Origin of the sequence: Kitasatospora sp. NBC_01246 (genome assembly GCF_036226505.1) — a bacterium.
Taxonomy (GTDB): domain Bacteria; phylum Actinomycetota; class Actinomycetes; order Streptomycetales; family Streptomycetaceae; genus Kitasatospora.
The window spans coordinates 2474003-2488019 of the sequence record NZ_CP108484.1; the positions used below are offsets into that span (position 1 = coordinate 2474003).

14 protein-coding genes are annotated in these 14017 nt (G+C 75.0%); 10 read left to right on the forward strand and 4 right to left on the reverse strand.

The window, feature by feature from the left end:
- The first annotated feature begins 839 nt into the window (after positions 1-839).
- Both OG618_RS10800 and OG618_RS10805 read left to right on the forward strand, forming a co-directional pair.
- Positions 840-1397 carry an NUDIX hydrolase gene (locus OG618_RS10800; protein WP_329487128.1) on the forward strand — a complete coding sequence of 186 codons (558 nt, stop codon included), beginning with the start codon at positions 840-842 and terminating at the stop codon, positions 1395-1397.
- 147 nt (positions 1398-1544) lie between these two features.
- A complete protein-coding gene (locus OG618_RS10805) occupies positions 1545-2153 on the forward strand; it encodes a TetR/AcrR family transcriptional regulator (protein WP_329487129.1) in 609 nt (202 codons plus the stop codon).
- Positions 2154-2172: 19 nt separating this feature from the next.
- On the opposite strand, the gene OG618_RS10810 is transcribed toward OG618_RS10805, so the two are convergent.
- On the reverse strand, positions 2173-3795 hold the full coding sequence (locus tag OG618_RS10810) for a protein phosphatase 2C domain-containing protein (RefSeq protein ID WP_329487130.1): 1623 nt from the start codon (positions 3793-3795) through the stop codon (positions 2173-2175).
- Between the two features lie 282 nt (positions 3796-4077).
- Here OG618_RS10810 and OG618_RS10815 point away from each other — a divergent pair, with 282 nt between their 5' ends.
- From OG618_RS10815 to OG618_RS10825, 3 genes are all read left to right on the forward strand, one after another.
- On the forward strand, positions 4078-4662 hold the full coding sequence (locus tag OG618_RS10815; protein ID WP_329487131.1) for a hypothetical protein: 585 nt from the start codon (positions 4078-4080) through the stop codon (positions 4660-4662).
- 132 nt (positions 4663-4794) lie between these two features.
- Positions 4795-5460 carry a DUF3105 domain-containing protein gene (locus OG618_RS10820; RefSeq protein WP_329487132.1) on the forward strand — a complete coding sequence of 222 codons (666 nt, stop codon included), beginning with the start codon at positions 4795-4797 and terminating at the stop codon, positions 5458-5460.
- A complete protein-coding gene (locus OG618_RS10825; RefSeq protein WP_442906780.1) occupies positions 5457-6194 on the forward strand; it encodes a DUF305 domain-containing protein in 738 nt (245 codons plus the stop codon). Before OG618_RS10820 ends, OG618_RS10825 begins: the two co-directional genes overlap by 4 nt.
- 110 nt (positions 6195-6304) lie before the next feature.
- Here the strand turns inward: OG618_RS10825 and OG618_RS10830 are convergent, their stop codons facing one another.
- Entirely contained in the window at positions 6305-6973 is a 669-nt protein-coding gene (locus tag OG618_RS10830) for a TetR/AcrR family transcriptional regulator (protein ID WP_329487133.1), read from the reverse strand.
- Between the two features lie 259 nt (positions 6974-7232).
- Between OG618_RS10830 and OG618_RS10835 the strand changes: the two genes are divergently transcribed.
- Positions 7233-8267, forward strand: coding sequence for a medium chain dehydrogenase/reductase family protein (locus OG618_RS10835; protein WP_329487134.1), 1035 nt, complete (start codon positions 7233-7235; stop codon positions 8265-8267).
- 76 nt (positions 8268-8343) lie between these two features.
- On the forward strand, positions 8344-8871 hold the full coding sequence (locus tag OG618_RS10840; protein ID WP_329487135.1) for an SRPBCC family protein: 528 nt from the start codon (positions 8344-8346) through the stop codon (positions 8869-8871).
- 46 nt (positions 8872-8917) lie between these two features.
- On the opposite strand, the gene OG618_RS10845 is transcribed toward OG618_RS10840, so the two are convergent.
- Positions 8918-10393 carry an MFS transporter gene (locus OG618_RS10845; protein WP_329487136.1) on the reverse strand — a complete coding sequence of 492 codons (1476 nt, stop codon included), beginning with the start codon at positions 10391-10393 and terminating at the stop codon, positions 8918-8920.
- 296 nt (positions 10394-10689) lie between these two features.
- On the opposite strand from OG618_RS10845, the gene OG618_RS10850 reads away from it, so the two are divergent.
- Together OG618_RS10850 and OG618_RS10855 are read left to right on the forward strand one after the other, a co-directional pair.
- Complete coding sequence (locus OG618_RS10850) at positions 10690-11244, forward strand: MarR family winged helix-turn-helix transcriptional regulator (protein WP_329487137.1); 555 nt, start codon at positions 10690-10692, stop codon at positions 11242-11244.
- Between the two features lie 40 nt (positions 11245-11284).
- Positions 11285-11818, forward strand: a complete 534-nt coding sequence (locus OG618_RS10855) for a GNAT family N-acetyltransferase (protein ID WP_329487138.1) — start codon at positions 11285-11287, stop codon at positions 11816-11818.
- Here OG618_RS10855 and OG618_RS10860 read toward each other — a convergent pair.
- Positions 11815-12591, reverse strand: a complete 777-nt coding sequence (locus OG618_RS10860) for an AraC family transcriptional regulator (protein ID WP_329487139.1) — start codon at positions 12589-12591, stop codon at positions 11815-11817. The genes OG618_RS10855 and OG618_RS10860 overlap by 4 nt on opposite strands.
- Positions 12592-12694: 103 nt before the next feature.
- On the opposite strand from OG618_RS10860, the gene OG618_RS10865 reads away from it, so the two are divergent.
- Complete coding sequence (locus OG618_RS10865) at positions 12695-13963, forward strand: CynX/NimT family MFS transporter (RefSeq protein WP_329487140.1); 1269 nt, start codon at positions 12695-12697, stop codon at positions 13961-13963.
- Positions 13964-14017: the final 54 nt, after the last annotated feature.

The following is a 14017-nucleotide window of genomic DNA, read 5'->3' on the forward strand; positions in this document are numbered from 1 at the left end:
ATCAGCCCCCCTGACCTGCCGGAATACCGAGAGCTGCTGTCCAGTGCCGGCACTGGACAGCAGCTCCTTCGTAGATCATCTCCCCTCTCTCTCCCACTTGATCATGAAAGAGCCGGCGTGCCGTCCCATCTCCCCAGCTGGGTTCTCCACGAGCGCCAGCGGAGTGGCCGCCGCATGCGCGCGGTACGAAGATCAGCTGGCCGCTCCCAGGAGGGCCTCGCCCACGCGGCAGGCCTAGACCGGCGCACCATCTCCCGGAGACCGAGCTTGGGACGAACAGCATCAGTGTCGACAGCCTGCTGTTGATCGCCCACGCACTCGGCATCCCTCCAGATCACCTCTTCCGAGACGAGTAGCCCTGGCCGGCCGTACCGCGGTACGGCCGGCCAGGGAGATCAGCGGTGGTCCTGCTCCTGGTGTCCGCGCATCCAGATGCGCACGTCGACAACAGCCGAGTGGTCGTGCCGTTCCACCGCGTCCCCACTCCTCGACGGTCTCGCCGGCGAGACCTACGCCCACCTCGGCGAACACGACGCCGCCGGTCACCTCCTGGAGACCGCCATCGCCCACCGGGCCGTCGCCGATATCAAGGGCCGGGCCGTCCTCACCCTCGACCTCGCCGAAGTTCGACTCGGCCAAGGCGACCTCGTTGCTGCATGTGCCACCGCGCACGCCGGCCTTGACCTCGCCGGCCCCGCCGTCGTCCAGCCGCTCATCCTCCGGGCCCCGCGCCCTCCAGCAGGCCCTCGCCCCTTGGGCGGGCGAGAAGCCCGTCCAGGAGCTGGCCGCACGCGTGAGAGAGTCGAGGCACCAGCTCGCACGCGCATGAGGAGGGCCCGGTGGCGGGAGCGGAGTGGCCGGTGCATGGTCGGCGGCAGGTGTACGGCTCGCCCTGGGTGGAGGTCTGGCTCGACGACGTGGACATTCCCGGCGTCGGCCGGATCGAGCATCACGTCGTCCGCATGCCCCGGGCTTCCACCACCTCCGTCGTCACCAACGAGGCGGGCGAGTTCCTGCTCCTCCACCGGCACCGTTTCATCACCGGCCGGTGGGGCTGGGAGGTACCGGCCGGCTGGGCCGATCCCGGCGAGGACCCGGCGGTGGCGATCGCCCGCGAGGTCGAGGAGGAGACCGGCTGGCGTCCGGGCCGGGTCGAGCTGATGACCGAGTACGACGCCATGGCCGGCATCTCGGACGCACACTTCCGCAGCTACCACGTCACCGGATGCACCCGCATCGGCGAGCCGGAGGACATCTCCGAAGCGGCCCGGGTGGAGTGGGTGTCGGAAGCCGGGGTCGTGAAGCTGCTGACCAGCGGCGAGATCTCCGACGGCCCTTCCCACGCCGCACTCTCGTACTTCCTCGGGCCCTACCGGCTCGCGCGGACCAACAGCTGAGCCGCCCCGGCGGCGGGCCCCGCCCGCGCCGAGAGGGCCGGGGCGGGGCGTCGGCCCGGTGGGCTCCTGGTCAGGGGGGCTTCGGGCGCCGCCGGTATCGTGGGTGCCGCTGCGGCGCGGTCGCAGCGGCACAGAGGAGAGCAGCACATGGCGGACGCCCGCCCGCGCCGGCCGGCGCGGCCCCGCGAGGAGGTCTTCGCCACCGCGCGGGCCGCCATCGCCGAACACGGGCTCGCCAAGCTGACCATGGCCGGCCTCGGCAAGCAGTTGCAGATGAGCGCCGGTCACCTGCTCTACTACTTCGGCAGCAAGGACCAGCTGCTGCTGGAGACGCTGCGCTGGAGCGAGGACCAGCTCGGGGCCCGCCGCCGCACCGCGCTGGCCGACGGCGACCGGGACGTCTGGGAGCGGCTGGGCGACTACACCCGGCTCTACCTGCCCGAGGGCGCGGGCGATCCGCGCTGGATCCTCTGGGTGGAGGTGTGGGGGCGCTCCCCCGCCAGCGAGGAGCTGCGGCAGGGGCAGTTGGAGATCGAGGCCCCCTGGGACGCCGACCTGGTCGCCCTGCTCGACGAGGGCGCCGCCTCCGGTTCCTTCGCCGCGGCGGCCGGAGCGGCCACCGAGCGGGCCGCCCAGATCCGCGCGCTGCTGGACGGTCTCGCCGTACCGCTCGCGCTCGGCCTGCCCGGCGCGCTCCGCGCGAGGGCTCTGCACCTCGCGGAGTCGGCCTGCCGGACCCTGCTGGCGCCCGCCTGACGGAGGGACTCCGGCAGCGTCACTCCGTCCAGATCGCGGCCGCCGTGCGGTCGTCGGCGTACCCCTTGGCACGGACCTGGACCTGGCGCAGGAAGTCCACGGTGCCCGGCGGGTGCGGGTGTGCCCAGTGGGCGGCGAGGAAGTGCGCGACGGCCGGCTCGTCGGCGATCGGCCGGGCCAGACCCGGGGTGCAGAGCAGCAGGATGTCGCCCGGAGTGGCCGGGACCATCCGGAACCGGAACGGGCGCGGGTCCGGCGCCGGACCGTCCGGCAGCGGGGGCTGACCGTCCGGGTGGTGCAGCAGCCGGGCCGCGTAGGCGTCGATCCAGTGACCGGAGCGCAGCAGGTAGAGCCCGCCAGGGCCGACCCCGAAGGCCGCCCGGTAGGAGGCCGCCGGGTCGAGCGAGAGCAGCAGGCAGTGCAGCGAGGCCGGGAAGACCTGGTCCTCGCCGGCCGCCCGGGGGGCCAGGCCGCGCAGCGGGGCGGCGGCGGCCGTCGCGAGCCGTTGGAGGCCGTAGCGGAGGCGGTCCCGCGCGCCGTCGCGCAGGTCGGCGGCGAGGCCGGCCCGGCTGCGGCCGATCGCGGCGGCGAGCTGGCGGCACGCCTCGGCGGAGGCCGTCGCGACCGCCTCCGGGGCGACGTCGGCGATGTCGGCGAGCGCCTCGGCGGAGCCCGCGCCCGTGCGGTCGAAGCCGCCGAGCACGGCGAGCAGCAGGCCGTCCGTGCCCTCGCCGAACCTGGTCACCAGCAGCGCGTCCCGGCGGGGCTCGCCGCGGTAGCGGGCGGAGTCGCCGCGGACCGAGACGGCGCGCACGGTGGCGGTGGCGTACTGGGCCCCCTCCAGCACGGTGTCCGGCACCACGGCGCCGAGCGAGCCCGGGTCGGCCTCCGGTACGGCGGTCGGCTCGGGCCCGTACGTGGGCGGGCGCTCGCCGACGTGCGGGACGGCGGGCCCGGCGTCGGCGAGCACCGACCGGGCGGCGGGGCGGGCGACGGCCACCGCCGCAGCCGAGGGGACGGGGTCGGGTTCGGGCTCGGGCGCAGGAGCGGGCTCGGGCTCGGGCTCGGGCTCGACGGCGGGCTCGGGGCCGGCAGTCGTCGGCTCGGGCTCGGGCTCGGGCTCCACCACGGGGTCCGGCTCCGGTGCCGGCTCCGGATCCTTCCGGAGAGCGGGCTCCTCCACCGCCTCCGGACCCGGCTCCGGCTCGGGCCCCGCCTCCGCCTCGGGCGCGGCCGCCCAGGCCGGGGCCGGGAACCGGTGCGTCTCCTCCGGCCCGCGCTGCTGCCCGATCACCCCGACCGCGGTGTCGAACCAGTCGTCGATGCTGTCCCGCTCCAGCAGGTCGGGCTCCGGCGCGGCCCGCTCCGACGCCTCGGGGGCCGACACCTCGGGCCCCGGCGCCGCCGACGCCGCAGGTTCCGCCACCTCGGGCGCCGCCGCGGGCTTCACCCCGCCCTCCGGCCCGCCCGTCCGCTGCTGGCCGATCAGCCCGACCGCCGTGTCGAACCAGTCGTCGACGCTACCCTCCCCCGGTACCGCGTCCGGAGTGTCGGGGAGGGTGCCCGCCGGCCCTTCGTAGACCGTTTCCCACCAACCGTCGTCCGGTCGGGGCTGCTGTGCGGGTGCACCCTTTTTGCTCATCTGGCGGCTCCTGGTCGGTCCGTGGTCGCGCCGCCCCCGGCGGGGCCGGACTCGACGTCATTGTCTCCGAGTGCAACGACGGTGTCCGGGTTTCGGCGACAACCGCACACTGATCGGATGATCCCAATGACCGGGTTCGCCCCATGTTTCGTTTCCGTTCCGTCCGCGCTTGCCGGAACTGCCCCGAGCAGGGCGTTTCCGGAGTATTCAGGAGGTTCGGGGGCCGAAAATGGGGGCCGAGGAGGGGCATCGCTTCACCCGTTCGGCTGATTAAATGTGCGCATGACCGCGTCGGCCCCCAGATCGCTCCGACCGGGGAGGACCGCGTTCGCGGGCCGCCCGGTGGGCGTCCTGTGGTTCCTCCTGCTGGTCGGGCTGCTGGCGGCGCTCCCGTGCGCGGGCCAGGCCCAGGCGGTCTCGGTGGACCGGTCCGCCCCCGCGTCCGTTCCGGACGGCGTCGCCGGCCCGGCCCTCGCGGCCGCCCCGACGACGGGGACACCGCGGACCGCCGGGACACCTCCGACCGCCGGAGCACCGCGGACGCCGGCGGCGGAGCACGCGTCCCGGCAGGCCGGAGCCCCGCGCACCGGTCCGGCCGGCACGCTCGCCGACCGGCTCGCCGAGCAGAAGCGGCACCGGACGTGGTGCTCCGCCGACGGCGAGCCGCCGCACCGCGACAACGGCTGCTCCGGTCACCCGTACTGCGCCCAGGACGCCCAGCTGCCCAATCCGCCGCCCCAGCAGCAGCCCGCCCTGACGCCCCGCCCGGAGACTCCCGAGGCCCGGCCCCGGATGCTTCCGCGCGGGCTCCCGGACGGTCCGCGCCCGGCACCCGACCTGCACGAGCTCCAAGTTCACCGGTCCTGAGCGGAACCCACCGCCGGTCCTCCCCCCGCCCGTCCGAACGGACGGCGGCCGGGGTGGCACCGACGGATCCGCCCCTCCGCCCTCTCATCTGACCGCCGCGCCCGAAGCGCCCGGCGGGGACAAGGACACCTCATGGGTTCCGCCTCGAAGCAGTCCAACAAGCCGAGCGGCAAGCAGGCCGGTCTCGACCGTCGTGCCCGGATAGCCGAGCTGCGCGCCGCCGAGCAGCGCCGCGACCGCCGGAACAAGATCATCGCCTCGGTGATCGCCGGGACCCTGGTGATCGCCGCGATCGCCACCGGCACCTGGATCGTGGTCGACGCCAACAACGACAAGAAGGCCAAGGAGACCGCGGCCGCCGCGCCGATCGACGGCGTCCAGACCTTCGGCGACCTGAGCCGCAACCACGTCAAGGAGAAGGTCACCTACCCGCAGACCCCGCCGGTCGGCGGCGACCACAACGCGATCTGGCTGGACTGCATGGGCCACGTCTACGACCAGCCGGTCGAGAACGAGCGCGCCGTCCACTCGCTGGAGCACGGCGCGGTCTGGGTGACCTACAACGGCAAGGCCACGCCGGACGACATCAAGACCCTCTCCGACAAGGTCAAGGCCACCCCGTACTCGCTGATGAGCCCGTACCCGGACGAGAAGGGCACCATCACCCTCAGCGCCTGGAGCACCCAGCTGGTCGTGGACAGCGCCAGTGACCCCCGGGTGGGCGAGTTCTTCACCAAGTACGTGCAGGGCAAGCAGACCCAGGAGCCGGGCGCGTCCTGCACCATGGGGGCGATGTGACCGCCGACGCGGCGGTGTCCGGGGCGCACGACGACGGCCGGGACACCGGCCACGGCGACGCCCTGGACGACACTCCGGACGCGGCGCCCAGCCGCAAGCGGCTCTGGTGGCCGGCGGCGCTGGCCGCCGCGCTCGCCCTCGCGCTCGGGGTCCCCGCGCTGGTGGCGAGCGGGACGTCGGCGTCCGGCTCGTCCTCGATCGCGGCCCCGGCGGACGACTCGCCCGAGGCCGGGTTCGCCCGTGACATGGCGACCCACCACCAGCAGGCCGTGGACCTGTCGTTCATCGTCCGGGACCGGACCGGCGACGCGTCGGTGCGCACCCTCGCCTTCGACATCATCAACACCCAGGCGAACCAGCGCGGGATGATGATGGGCTGGCTCGACCAGTGGGGGCTCCCGCAGCACTCGGCGGCCAAGCCGATGGCCTGGATGAAGATGGGCCACGACTACGCGGCGCACGACGGTTCGCTGATGCCGGGCATGGCCACCAACACCCAGCTCGCCAAGCTGGGCTCGCTCAGCGGGCGGGACGCCGAGGTGCTCTACCTGCAGCTGATGCTGGAGCACCACAAGGGCGGGGTGGAGATGGCCCAGGGCTACGTCGACCTGGCGAAGAACGAGACCGAGAAGCGGCTCGCCCAGTCGATGGTGGTCGGGCAGACCTCGGAGATCCAGTTGATCACCGACATGCTCACCGAGCGCGGCGCCACCCCTGGTGTGCCCGCGTCCTGATCGACCCGCAGCACCCGGCCGGGGGCGGTGGACGGATTCCGTCCACCGCCCCCGGCCGTCTCACCCCCGGCCGTTTCTCCCATCGGACGGGGCCGCCCGGTGGGCGGGCGTCACGAGCTGAGGGAGGCCACCTCGGCGGCGTAGAGCAGCTCCGGGTCGAGGTCCATCCCGGTGAAGTGGCCCGCCAGTTCCAGCGAGAGCGTGCCGTGCAGGCGGGTCCAGAAGGCGAGCGCGCGGCGCAGCTCGGCCGGGCGGGCGCCGGGGTGTCCGGCGGCCCAGGGGCGGTGGTGCTCCAGGTAGGCGTCGAGCGCGGCGGCCGGCCCCGCCGGCTCCGGCCCCGGACCGGCGGCGACACAGGCGTCGAGCAGGGTCGACATGATCTCCGAGGCGATCACGGTGGTGTCCTCGGGAGCGTGGTAGCCCGGGACCGGGGTGCCGTAGACGAGGAAGTAGCGGTGCGGGTCGGCCAGCGCCCAGCGGCGCAGGGTCCGGGTCAGCTCCAGCAGGTCCGCCGGGTGGGTGCCCCCGGCGGAGCCGGTGGCCAGCAGGGCGTCGGCGAGGCTGCGGTAGGCGTCCCGAACGAGCTCCGTGATCAGCTCGTCGCGGTTGGCGAAGTACCGGTACAGCGCGGGTCCGCTCAGGCCCATCTGCTTGGCGATCGCGTTCAGTGAGAGCGCGGACGCGCCCACCCCGGCGATCTGCTCCCAGGCCCGCTCCTTGACCTCCGCGCGGACCTGCTGCCGGTACCGCTCGCGTGGGGTCGGCGCCTTGTCGGCCATGTCTGTCTCCTTCTTCCGCTCGCCCCGGGATCCGCCCGTCCCGGGATCGGTCCCTCCCGAGATCGGTCCGTCGCCGTACCCGCTCGCCCGCCCCGGCCGCCCGCCGGGTACGGGGACCACAGCACGGGTTAGACGGTATCACTCACGGCAGAGGCGCTCACGATCGATGGATTCGCTCGCTTGACACGACCCTCGGCGGCATTCATTCTAGTTATAGCTTCTAACGGAAGCGATAGCATCAAACGCAGAGGAGATCACCATGGTTGCCACCGAGTACGTCGAGGTCGTCCTGCCGGGCAAGGTCGAGCCGGAAGGCCTGGAGGTCCATTCGGGGCTGCCGCTCCCGGTGCCCGCCGCCGGTCAGGTGCTGGTCGGGGTGGAGGCCACCGGGGTCTCGTTCGCCGAGCAGCAGATGCGGCGCGGCCGCTACTACGACCAGCCGGCGTTCCCCTTCGTCCCCGGGTACGACCTGGTCGGTACGGTCCTGGCGGCCGGCCCCGGCGTCGGGCCCGAGCTGGTCGGCCGTCGGGTCGCCGCCATGACCAAGACCGGCGGCTGGGCGAGCCACGTCGCGCTGGACGCCGCGGACCTCGTCGAGGTGCCGGACGGCGTCGGCGCGGCGGAGGCCGAGACCGCGGTCGTCAACGGGCTGACCGCCTGGCAGATGCTGCACCGCAAGGCCCGGGTGCGGGCCGGTCAGACCGTCCTGGTCCACGGCGCCAACGGCGGGGTCGGCTCGGTACTGGTCCAGCTGGCGCTCGGCGCCGGCGCCCGGGTGATCGGCACCGCCTCGGGCCGCCACCACGACGCCCTGCGGGCCCTCGGCGTCACGCCCGTGGACTACCGCCGCGAGGATGTCCCCGCCCGGGTCCGGGAGCTGGCCCCGGGCGGCGTGGACGCCGTGTTCGACCACGTCGGCGGCCCCGGCATCACCGACTCCTGGCGGCTGCTCGCCCCCGGCGGCACGCTCGTCTCCTACGGCAGCGCCGCCACCCGCGACGCCGAGGGCTCCAAGCAGCTGCCCGTGCTCGCGCTGCTCGGCCGGGTGTGGCTGTGGAACCTGCTGCCCAACGGGCGCCACGCCTACTTCTTCAACGTCTGGGCCGGCCGCGCGTTCGCCCCGAACCGGTTCCGGGCCCGCCTGCGCGCCGACCTCTCCCAGGTGTTCGCGGCCCTGCACCGGGGCGAGATCACGGCCCGGGTCGCCGCCGAGCTGCCGCTGGCACGCGCCGCCGAGGCGATGCGCCTGGCGGAGTCCGGCACCGTCGCCGGGAAGGTCGTCCTCGTCCCGTAGGCACGGCCCCCGCCCGACCGCCCCCCAGGCATCCCCCTCAGGCATCCCCCTCAGGCACCCGACCAGGAGACCCACCGTGTTCACCACCCTCGCCGCCAGGGCCGCCGCCCTGCCCGTCGCCGTCGTCACCGGGCTCTGCGGAGGCGGCGGGCAGCAGCCCGCCGTCCGGATCGACCACCGGGCCCCGGTGATCACCCGCGACGACATCGTCATCCACGCGCCGCTGGAACGGATCTGGCGGATCCAGACGGACATCGGGGCCTGGCCGTCCTGGCAGCCCGACGTCACCCGCACCGAGTGGCTGACTCCCGGCCCGCTGCGCACCGGCTCGGTGTTCCGCTGGTCGGTGCACGGCCTGAGCGACATCACCTCCACCGTCCGGGAGGTGCGCCCGCCGCACCGGATCGTCTGGGGCGGCCCGGCCCAGGGGATCACCGCCGTGCACGTCTGGACCTTCACCCCGGTCCGGGACGGCGTGCGCGTCCACACCGAGGAGTCCTGGGCCGGGGCACCGGTGGAGGCCGCCCGGCCGGAACTCCAGGCGGCGCTGGACGCCTCGCTGGACGCCTGGCTGCACCTCCTCAAGGCCCGGGCCGAGGGGTGACCGGTCACCGGGGCCGGCGCCCCGGGCCCCCTCCGCGGCGCACCGGTCAGGCCCCGCCCGGCTCCGGCCGCCCCGGCGTCCGCCCGGCCGGGCGGACCAGCGCCACCGCGAGGACCGCCACGGCGGCGAGCGCGAGCAGGACCGTCCGCCCGCCGGACGCCGCGCCCGCCAGATGGACACCGAGGACGGGCAGCGCGGTGCCGAGCGCCGTTCCCAGGCTGCGGGCCATGTTGACCATGCCGCCGCCGACCGCCGAGCACTGCGGCGGGATCGCCCGCATCACCAGCGCGTTGTTGGCCGGCAGCAGCAGCCCCAGCCCGTACCCGGCGACCAGCAGCGGGCCCGCCGCCGTCGCCGCCCCCACCGGCAGCAGCGCGAGCAGCAGCAGCCCGGCGCCCGCGACGGCGGCGCCGAACCGGCAGCGGCCGACGTCCGACCAGCCCCGCGGCAGCAGCGCGCCGCCGACGGTCGCGGCGAGCGCGAAGGCGGCCGGGAGCAGGGTGATCACCAGACCGGCCCGGACCACCGGGACGCCCGCCCCGGCGAGCAGCACCGGGCCGAGCACCAGCGGGCAGAACAGCAGCAGATAGCCGATCAGCGCGACGGCCAGCCCGGGCCGCACGCCCGGGGTGTTGACCAGCCCCGGCGCCAGGATCGGCCGGGCGGCCCGCCGCTCCTGGCGGACCAGGCCGAGGGTGAGCAGCGCCGAGGCGAGCAGCAGGGCCGCCGCGGCCCAGCCGGGCAGGGGCAGGCCGGAGGCGGTGGAGAGGGCGAGCAGCAGCGCGGTGGTGGCTCCGGTGAGCAGCAGCAGTCCGGACAGGTCGAACCGGCCGCCCCCGGTAGCGCCCCCGCCCCCGTCGCCGTCGCCGTCGGCGACACCGGGGACCCACGCCCGGGCGCGGGTGCGGGGCAGCAGGAACCAGCCCGCCAGGATGCCGAACAGTCCGATGGGCACATTGATCCAGAACACCCAGCGCCAGGAGGCGTGTTCGACCAGCAGCCCGCCGAGGCTGGGGCCGAGCGCCAGGCCGAGGCCCTGGGCGGCCGCCTGGATGCCCAGCGCCCGGCGCATCGCGTGGCCGGGGACGCCGCGGGCCACCAGGGCGACGCTGTTGGCCTGCATCATCGCGCCGCCGACCGCCTGCACGGCCCGGCAGGCCACCAGGATCCAGAGGCCCCCGGCGAACCCCGCGCCGAGCGAGGCCAGTGCGAAGACGGCGAAGCCGCCGAGGTACATCGTCTTGCGCCCGACCAGGTCGGAGAGCCGGCCGACCGGGGCCAGCAGGGCCACCAGCACCAGCAGATAGGCCAGCGCGACCCATTCCACTGCGGCGAAGTCGGCCCGGAAGTGCCCGCCGAGCGCGGGCAGCACCAGGGCGGTGATGCCGGCGGTGAGCTGGCCGAGGAACGCCCCGAGGCAGACGGTGCCGACGGCCAGCCAGTGGGCGTGCCGCCACCCGGCGATGCCACGCGGCCGGGGGCGCTCGGCGAGCAGCCTGGTGGCGAGGGCGGTGGCGTTCATACGGCGAAATATATCGGATGCAGATATGTTCTTTCTACGAGCTGATCGGTCACCGATGGGTGTCGGCCCGGTGTCGAGACGGTACGCGACCGGCGGCCGCGGCCTCCGGCGGGCGGCCGGGGGTGGGCGGTCGGCGGGCGGTCGGGGGTGGGCGGTCGGCGGGCGGCCTGGGGTGGGCGGTCGGCGGGCGGCCGGGAGTGGGCGGTCGGCGGGCGGCCTGGGGTGGGCGATCGACCCCTTCTCGGCAGGTGATCGGGCCGACGGCGCGGCCGCCACCAGGCGCTACGCTGTCCGCCATGCCGTCGTCACCCCCCGTTCCCGACCCCGCCGCCGCGCCTGCCGACACCCAGGCCGCCCCCGGGGTCCCGGCGGAGCTCCCCGCTCCGGCGATCGAACGCGCCCGGCGGCTGACCGACGTGGTCACCCGGCTGCGCCGCGCCCTGCGCAGCAGCATCCGCACCGAGTACCCGTGGGAGTCCCTGCCGATGGCGCAGGTCGAGCTCCTCCAGACGCTCGCCGCCGCGCCGCTGCGGGTCGGCGAACTCGCCGCCCGCCAGCGGCTGGCCCCGAACACCGTCAGCGGCCTGGTCGGCAAGCTGCTGGAGGCCGGCTTCGTCGACCGCCAGGCCGATCCCGGCGACCGCCGGACCGCCCGGATCGCGCTCACCCCGGCGGGCCTGCGCCAGCTGGACGACTGGCGACACGCCCACGAGCGCCGCATCGCCACCGCCCTCGCCACCCTGACCGCCGCCGACCGCGAGGCCGTCATGCAGGCGCTCCCCGCCCTCGACCGGCTCGCCCGCGCGCTGGCCGACCCGGGTGCGCCCGAGCAACCGACCGGGCCCGAATAGTCGGGTGACGAGCGGGCCCGGCGGCGGCTACCGTCCGTGGATGGAGAGCACTCGGGCGGACGCCGCACGGATACGGATCGAGCCCTGGACGAACGCCGATCTGGCGCTGCTCCGCCAGGTCAACACCCCGGAGATGAAGCGGCACGTCGGCGGCCCGGAGACGGAGCGGCAACTCCTCCACCGGCACCGCCGCTACCTCGACTTCGTCCCCTCCGGCGTCGGCTGCATGTACCGCATCGTGCTGCTCCCCGGCGGCGAGCCGGTCGGCACCGTCGGCTACGGCACCCGGACGTGGCAGGGCGCGACCGTCCACGAGATGGGCTGGAACGTCCTGCCCGCCCACCAGGGCCGGGGCATCGCGGTGGCCGCCACCAGGGCCGCCGTCGCCGCGGCCCGCCGCGAGGCCCGCCACCCCCATCTGCACGCCTTCCCCGACGTGGCCAACCCCGCCTCGAACGCCGTCTGCCGCAAGGCCGGCTTCACCCTCCTCGGCGAGACCGCCTTCGAGTTCCCGCCCGGGCGCCCCATGCGCAGCAACGACTGGCGGGTGGACCTCCGCGCGGACCCCGCCTAGCCACGCCCGCCGGGGAGTTGACGGGTGCGGTAACGGCCGGGGGTCTCGCCGACGAGAGCGGCGAAAGCCTCGATGAAGGTCGTCGGATTGGCCCAGCCGCAGGCGAGAGCGGTCTCGGTGACGGACTTCCCCGCGGCGAGCCGGGTGAGCGCGTGGTGGACGCGGAGCTGAGTGCGCCACTGGTGGAAACTCATCCGCAGCTCCTGCCCGAAGAGCCGGCTGAGCGTGCGCTCACTCGCCCCCACCCGCGTCCCGAGCTCGGCGAGCGTCTGCTGGTTGGCCGGGTCGGCGTAGAGGATGCCGGTCAGCGCCCGGAGCCGGTCGTCGGCCGGCTCGGGCAGGTGCAGCGGCTGCTCGGGCGCCAGGGCGAGCTCGTCGACGACGACGGCGTGCAGCCGGTCGACCGCCTCCGGCTCCCGCCCGCCGGCGGCAGCCTCCTCGGCCGTGAGGGCGAGCAGGGCTTCGCGGGCGAGCCCGGAGACGCTGAGCACGGCCGGACGCGCGGGCAGCCGTGCGGCGAGCGCGTCGACAAGGAACAGAATCCGCATGTCCGCGTTGCCGTGCGCGGTGTGGTGGTGCTCGAAGGCCGCGGGAGTCCACGCCACCCGGGTCGGCGGGGCGATCCACGTGCCCCCGACGGTGGTCACGGACAGCACGCCGGTGGCCGGATAGACCAGATGACCGCGGTCGTGGGCATGGACGGGCAGCCGCTGCCCGTGCGCCAGGGCGATGCGGCCGCGTTCCGCGGGATCGAGATGGCGGGTTTCCCTCATAGCTTGGCATCCTATCGGTGGCCCGCCACGTCGGCTCCGGCCGAGAGTGGACGGCATGACCAGCCCAGTGACCCATCAGGCCCCAGTGACCCATCAGGCCCCATTGACCCATCAGGCCCCTGCGGCCCACCCGTCGGCGTCCCGGCAGCCGTCCCTCCCCGGACCGACCGGAGCACGCGCCGTACAAGCCGCTCTCGCGTTCAGCCTGGCCGCGCTGAACCTGCGCATCGCCGTCGCGTCCCTGTCCCCCGTCCTCGCGGAGGTCGAGCACGACGAACACCTCTCGTCGTTCGGCGCCGGAGCCCTCTCGACGGTGCCGGTCGTCTGCTTCGGGGCGTTCGCGTTCCTCGCGCCCCGGCTCACCCGCCGCTTCGGCCCCCACCACCTGCTCTGGTACGCGCTGCTCGCGCTGGCCGGCGGCATCGTGCTGCGCTCCGTCCCGGGAGCGCCCGCCCTGTTCGGCGGGACCCTGATCGCCGGGGTGGCGATCGCGGTCGGCAACGTCCTCATGCCGCAGCTCATCAAGCACGACTTCGCCGGCCGCGCCGGGCTGATGCTCGGCTGCTACTCCCTGGCCCTGTCCGGCGGGGCCGCGCTCGCCGCGGGCCTGGTCGTCCCGCTGGCGTCGGCCACCGGCTGGGGCTGGCGGCCGGTGCTCGCGCTGTGGGCGGTTCCCGCCCTCATGGCCGCTCTCGCCTGGCTTCCCGAACTGCTCGCGCCGGACCGGCGTTCGGCGAACCGCCGGCGACCGGAGCCGGTGCAGCGGGAAGGAGCCGATACCGCCGCACCCGGGTCGCTGTGGCGCGACCGGACCGCCTGGGCGGTGACCCTGTACATGGGTCTGCAGTCCCTCGGCTACTACGCGATCCTCTCCTGGCTGCCGACGCTCCTGCGGGACCACGGCATGAGCGACGGCGAGGCCGGCTGGATGCTCTCCTTCTCCAGCTTCCCCGGGATGGCCGCGTCCTTCGCGGCCCCCTGGCTGCAGCAACGGCTGCGCCGGGCCTTCGTCCCGCCCCTGGCGGCGTCCCTGCTGTGCGCCACCGGCTTCGTCGGCCTGCTCACCTCCCCCGTGTCGGGCGCCTACCTCTGGATGACCGCGCTCGGGCTGGGCCAGGGCCTCGCCATCGGTCTCGCCCTCGGCTACATCGTCGCCCGCTCGCCCGACGCTCACCACACCGGCCGGCTCTCGACCATGGCCCAGGGGATCGGCTACCTCATCGCCTGCCTCGGCCCGCTCGGTCTCGGCCTGCTGCACTCCGCGAGCGGGGGATGGTCGCTGCCGGTCGTCGTGCTGCTCGCCGTGCTCGTCGCCCAGACCGTCGCGGCCTTCGGCGCGAGCCGTGACCGCCACGTCCTGGCGTCCTCCTGACGGACCGGAGCGGTCCTCCTGACGGACCGGGGCGGTCCTCCTGACCGGGCCGGG

Bases quoted from the DNA above. Each gene is read 5' to 3' on its own strand.
- OG618_RS10860 (WP_329487139.1), bottom strand. From the start codon at position 12,591: ATGAGGGAAACCCGCCATCTCGATCCCGCGGAACGCGGCCGCATCGCC.
- OG618_RS10805 (WP_329487129.1), top strand. From the start codon at position 1,545: ATGGCGGACGCCCGCCCGCGCCGGCCGGCGCGGCCCCGCGAGGAGGTC.
- OG618_RS10820 (WP_329487132.1), top strand. From the start codon at position 4,795: ATGGGTTCCGCCTCGAAGCAGTCCAACAAGCCGAGCGGCAAGCAGGCC.
- OG618_RS10830 (WP_329487133.1), bottom strand. From the start codon at position 6,973: ATGGCCGACAAGGCGCCGACCCCACGCGAGCGGTACCGGCAGCAGGTC.
- OG618_RS10815 (WP_329487131.1), top strand. From the start codon at position 4,078: ATGACCGCGTCGGCCCCCAGATCGCTCCGACCGGGGAGGACCGCGTTC.
- OG618_RS10850 (WP_329487137.1), top strand. From the start codon at position 10,690: ATGCCGTCGTCACCCCCCGTTCCCGACCCCGCCGCCGCGCCTGCCGAC.
- OG618_RS10810 (WP_329487130.1), bottom strand. From the start codon at position 3,795: ATGAGCAAAAAGGGTGCACCCGCACAGCAGCCCCGACCGGACGACGGT.
- OG618_RS10845 (WP_329487136.1), bottom strand. From the start codon at position 10,393: ATGAACGCCACCGCCCTCGCCACCAGGCTGCTCGCCGAGCGCCCCCGG.
- OG618_RS10835 (WP_329487134.1), top strand. From the start codon at position 7,233: ATGGTTGCCACCGAGTACGTCGAGGTCGTCCTGCCGGGCAAGGTCGAG.
- OG618_RS10855 (WP_329487138.1), top strand. From the start codon at position 11,285: ATGGAGAGCACTCGGGCGGACGCCGCACGGATACGGATCGAGCCCTGG.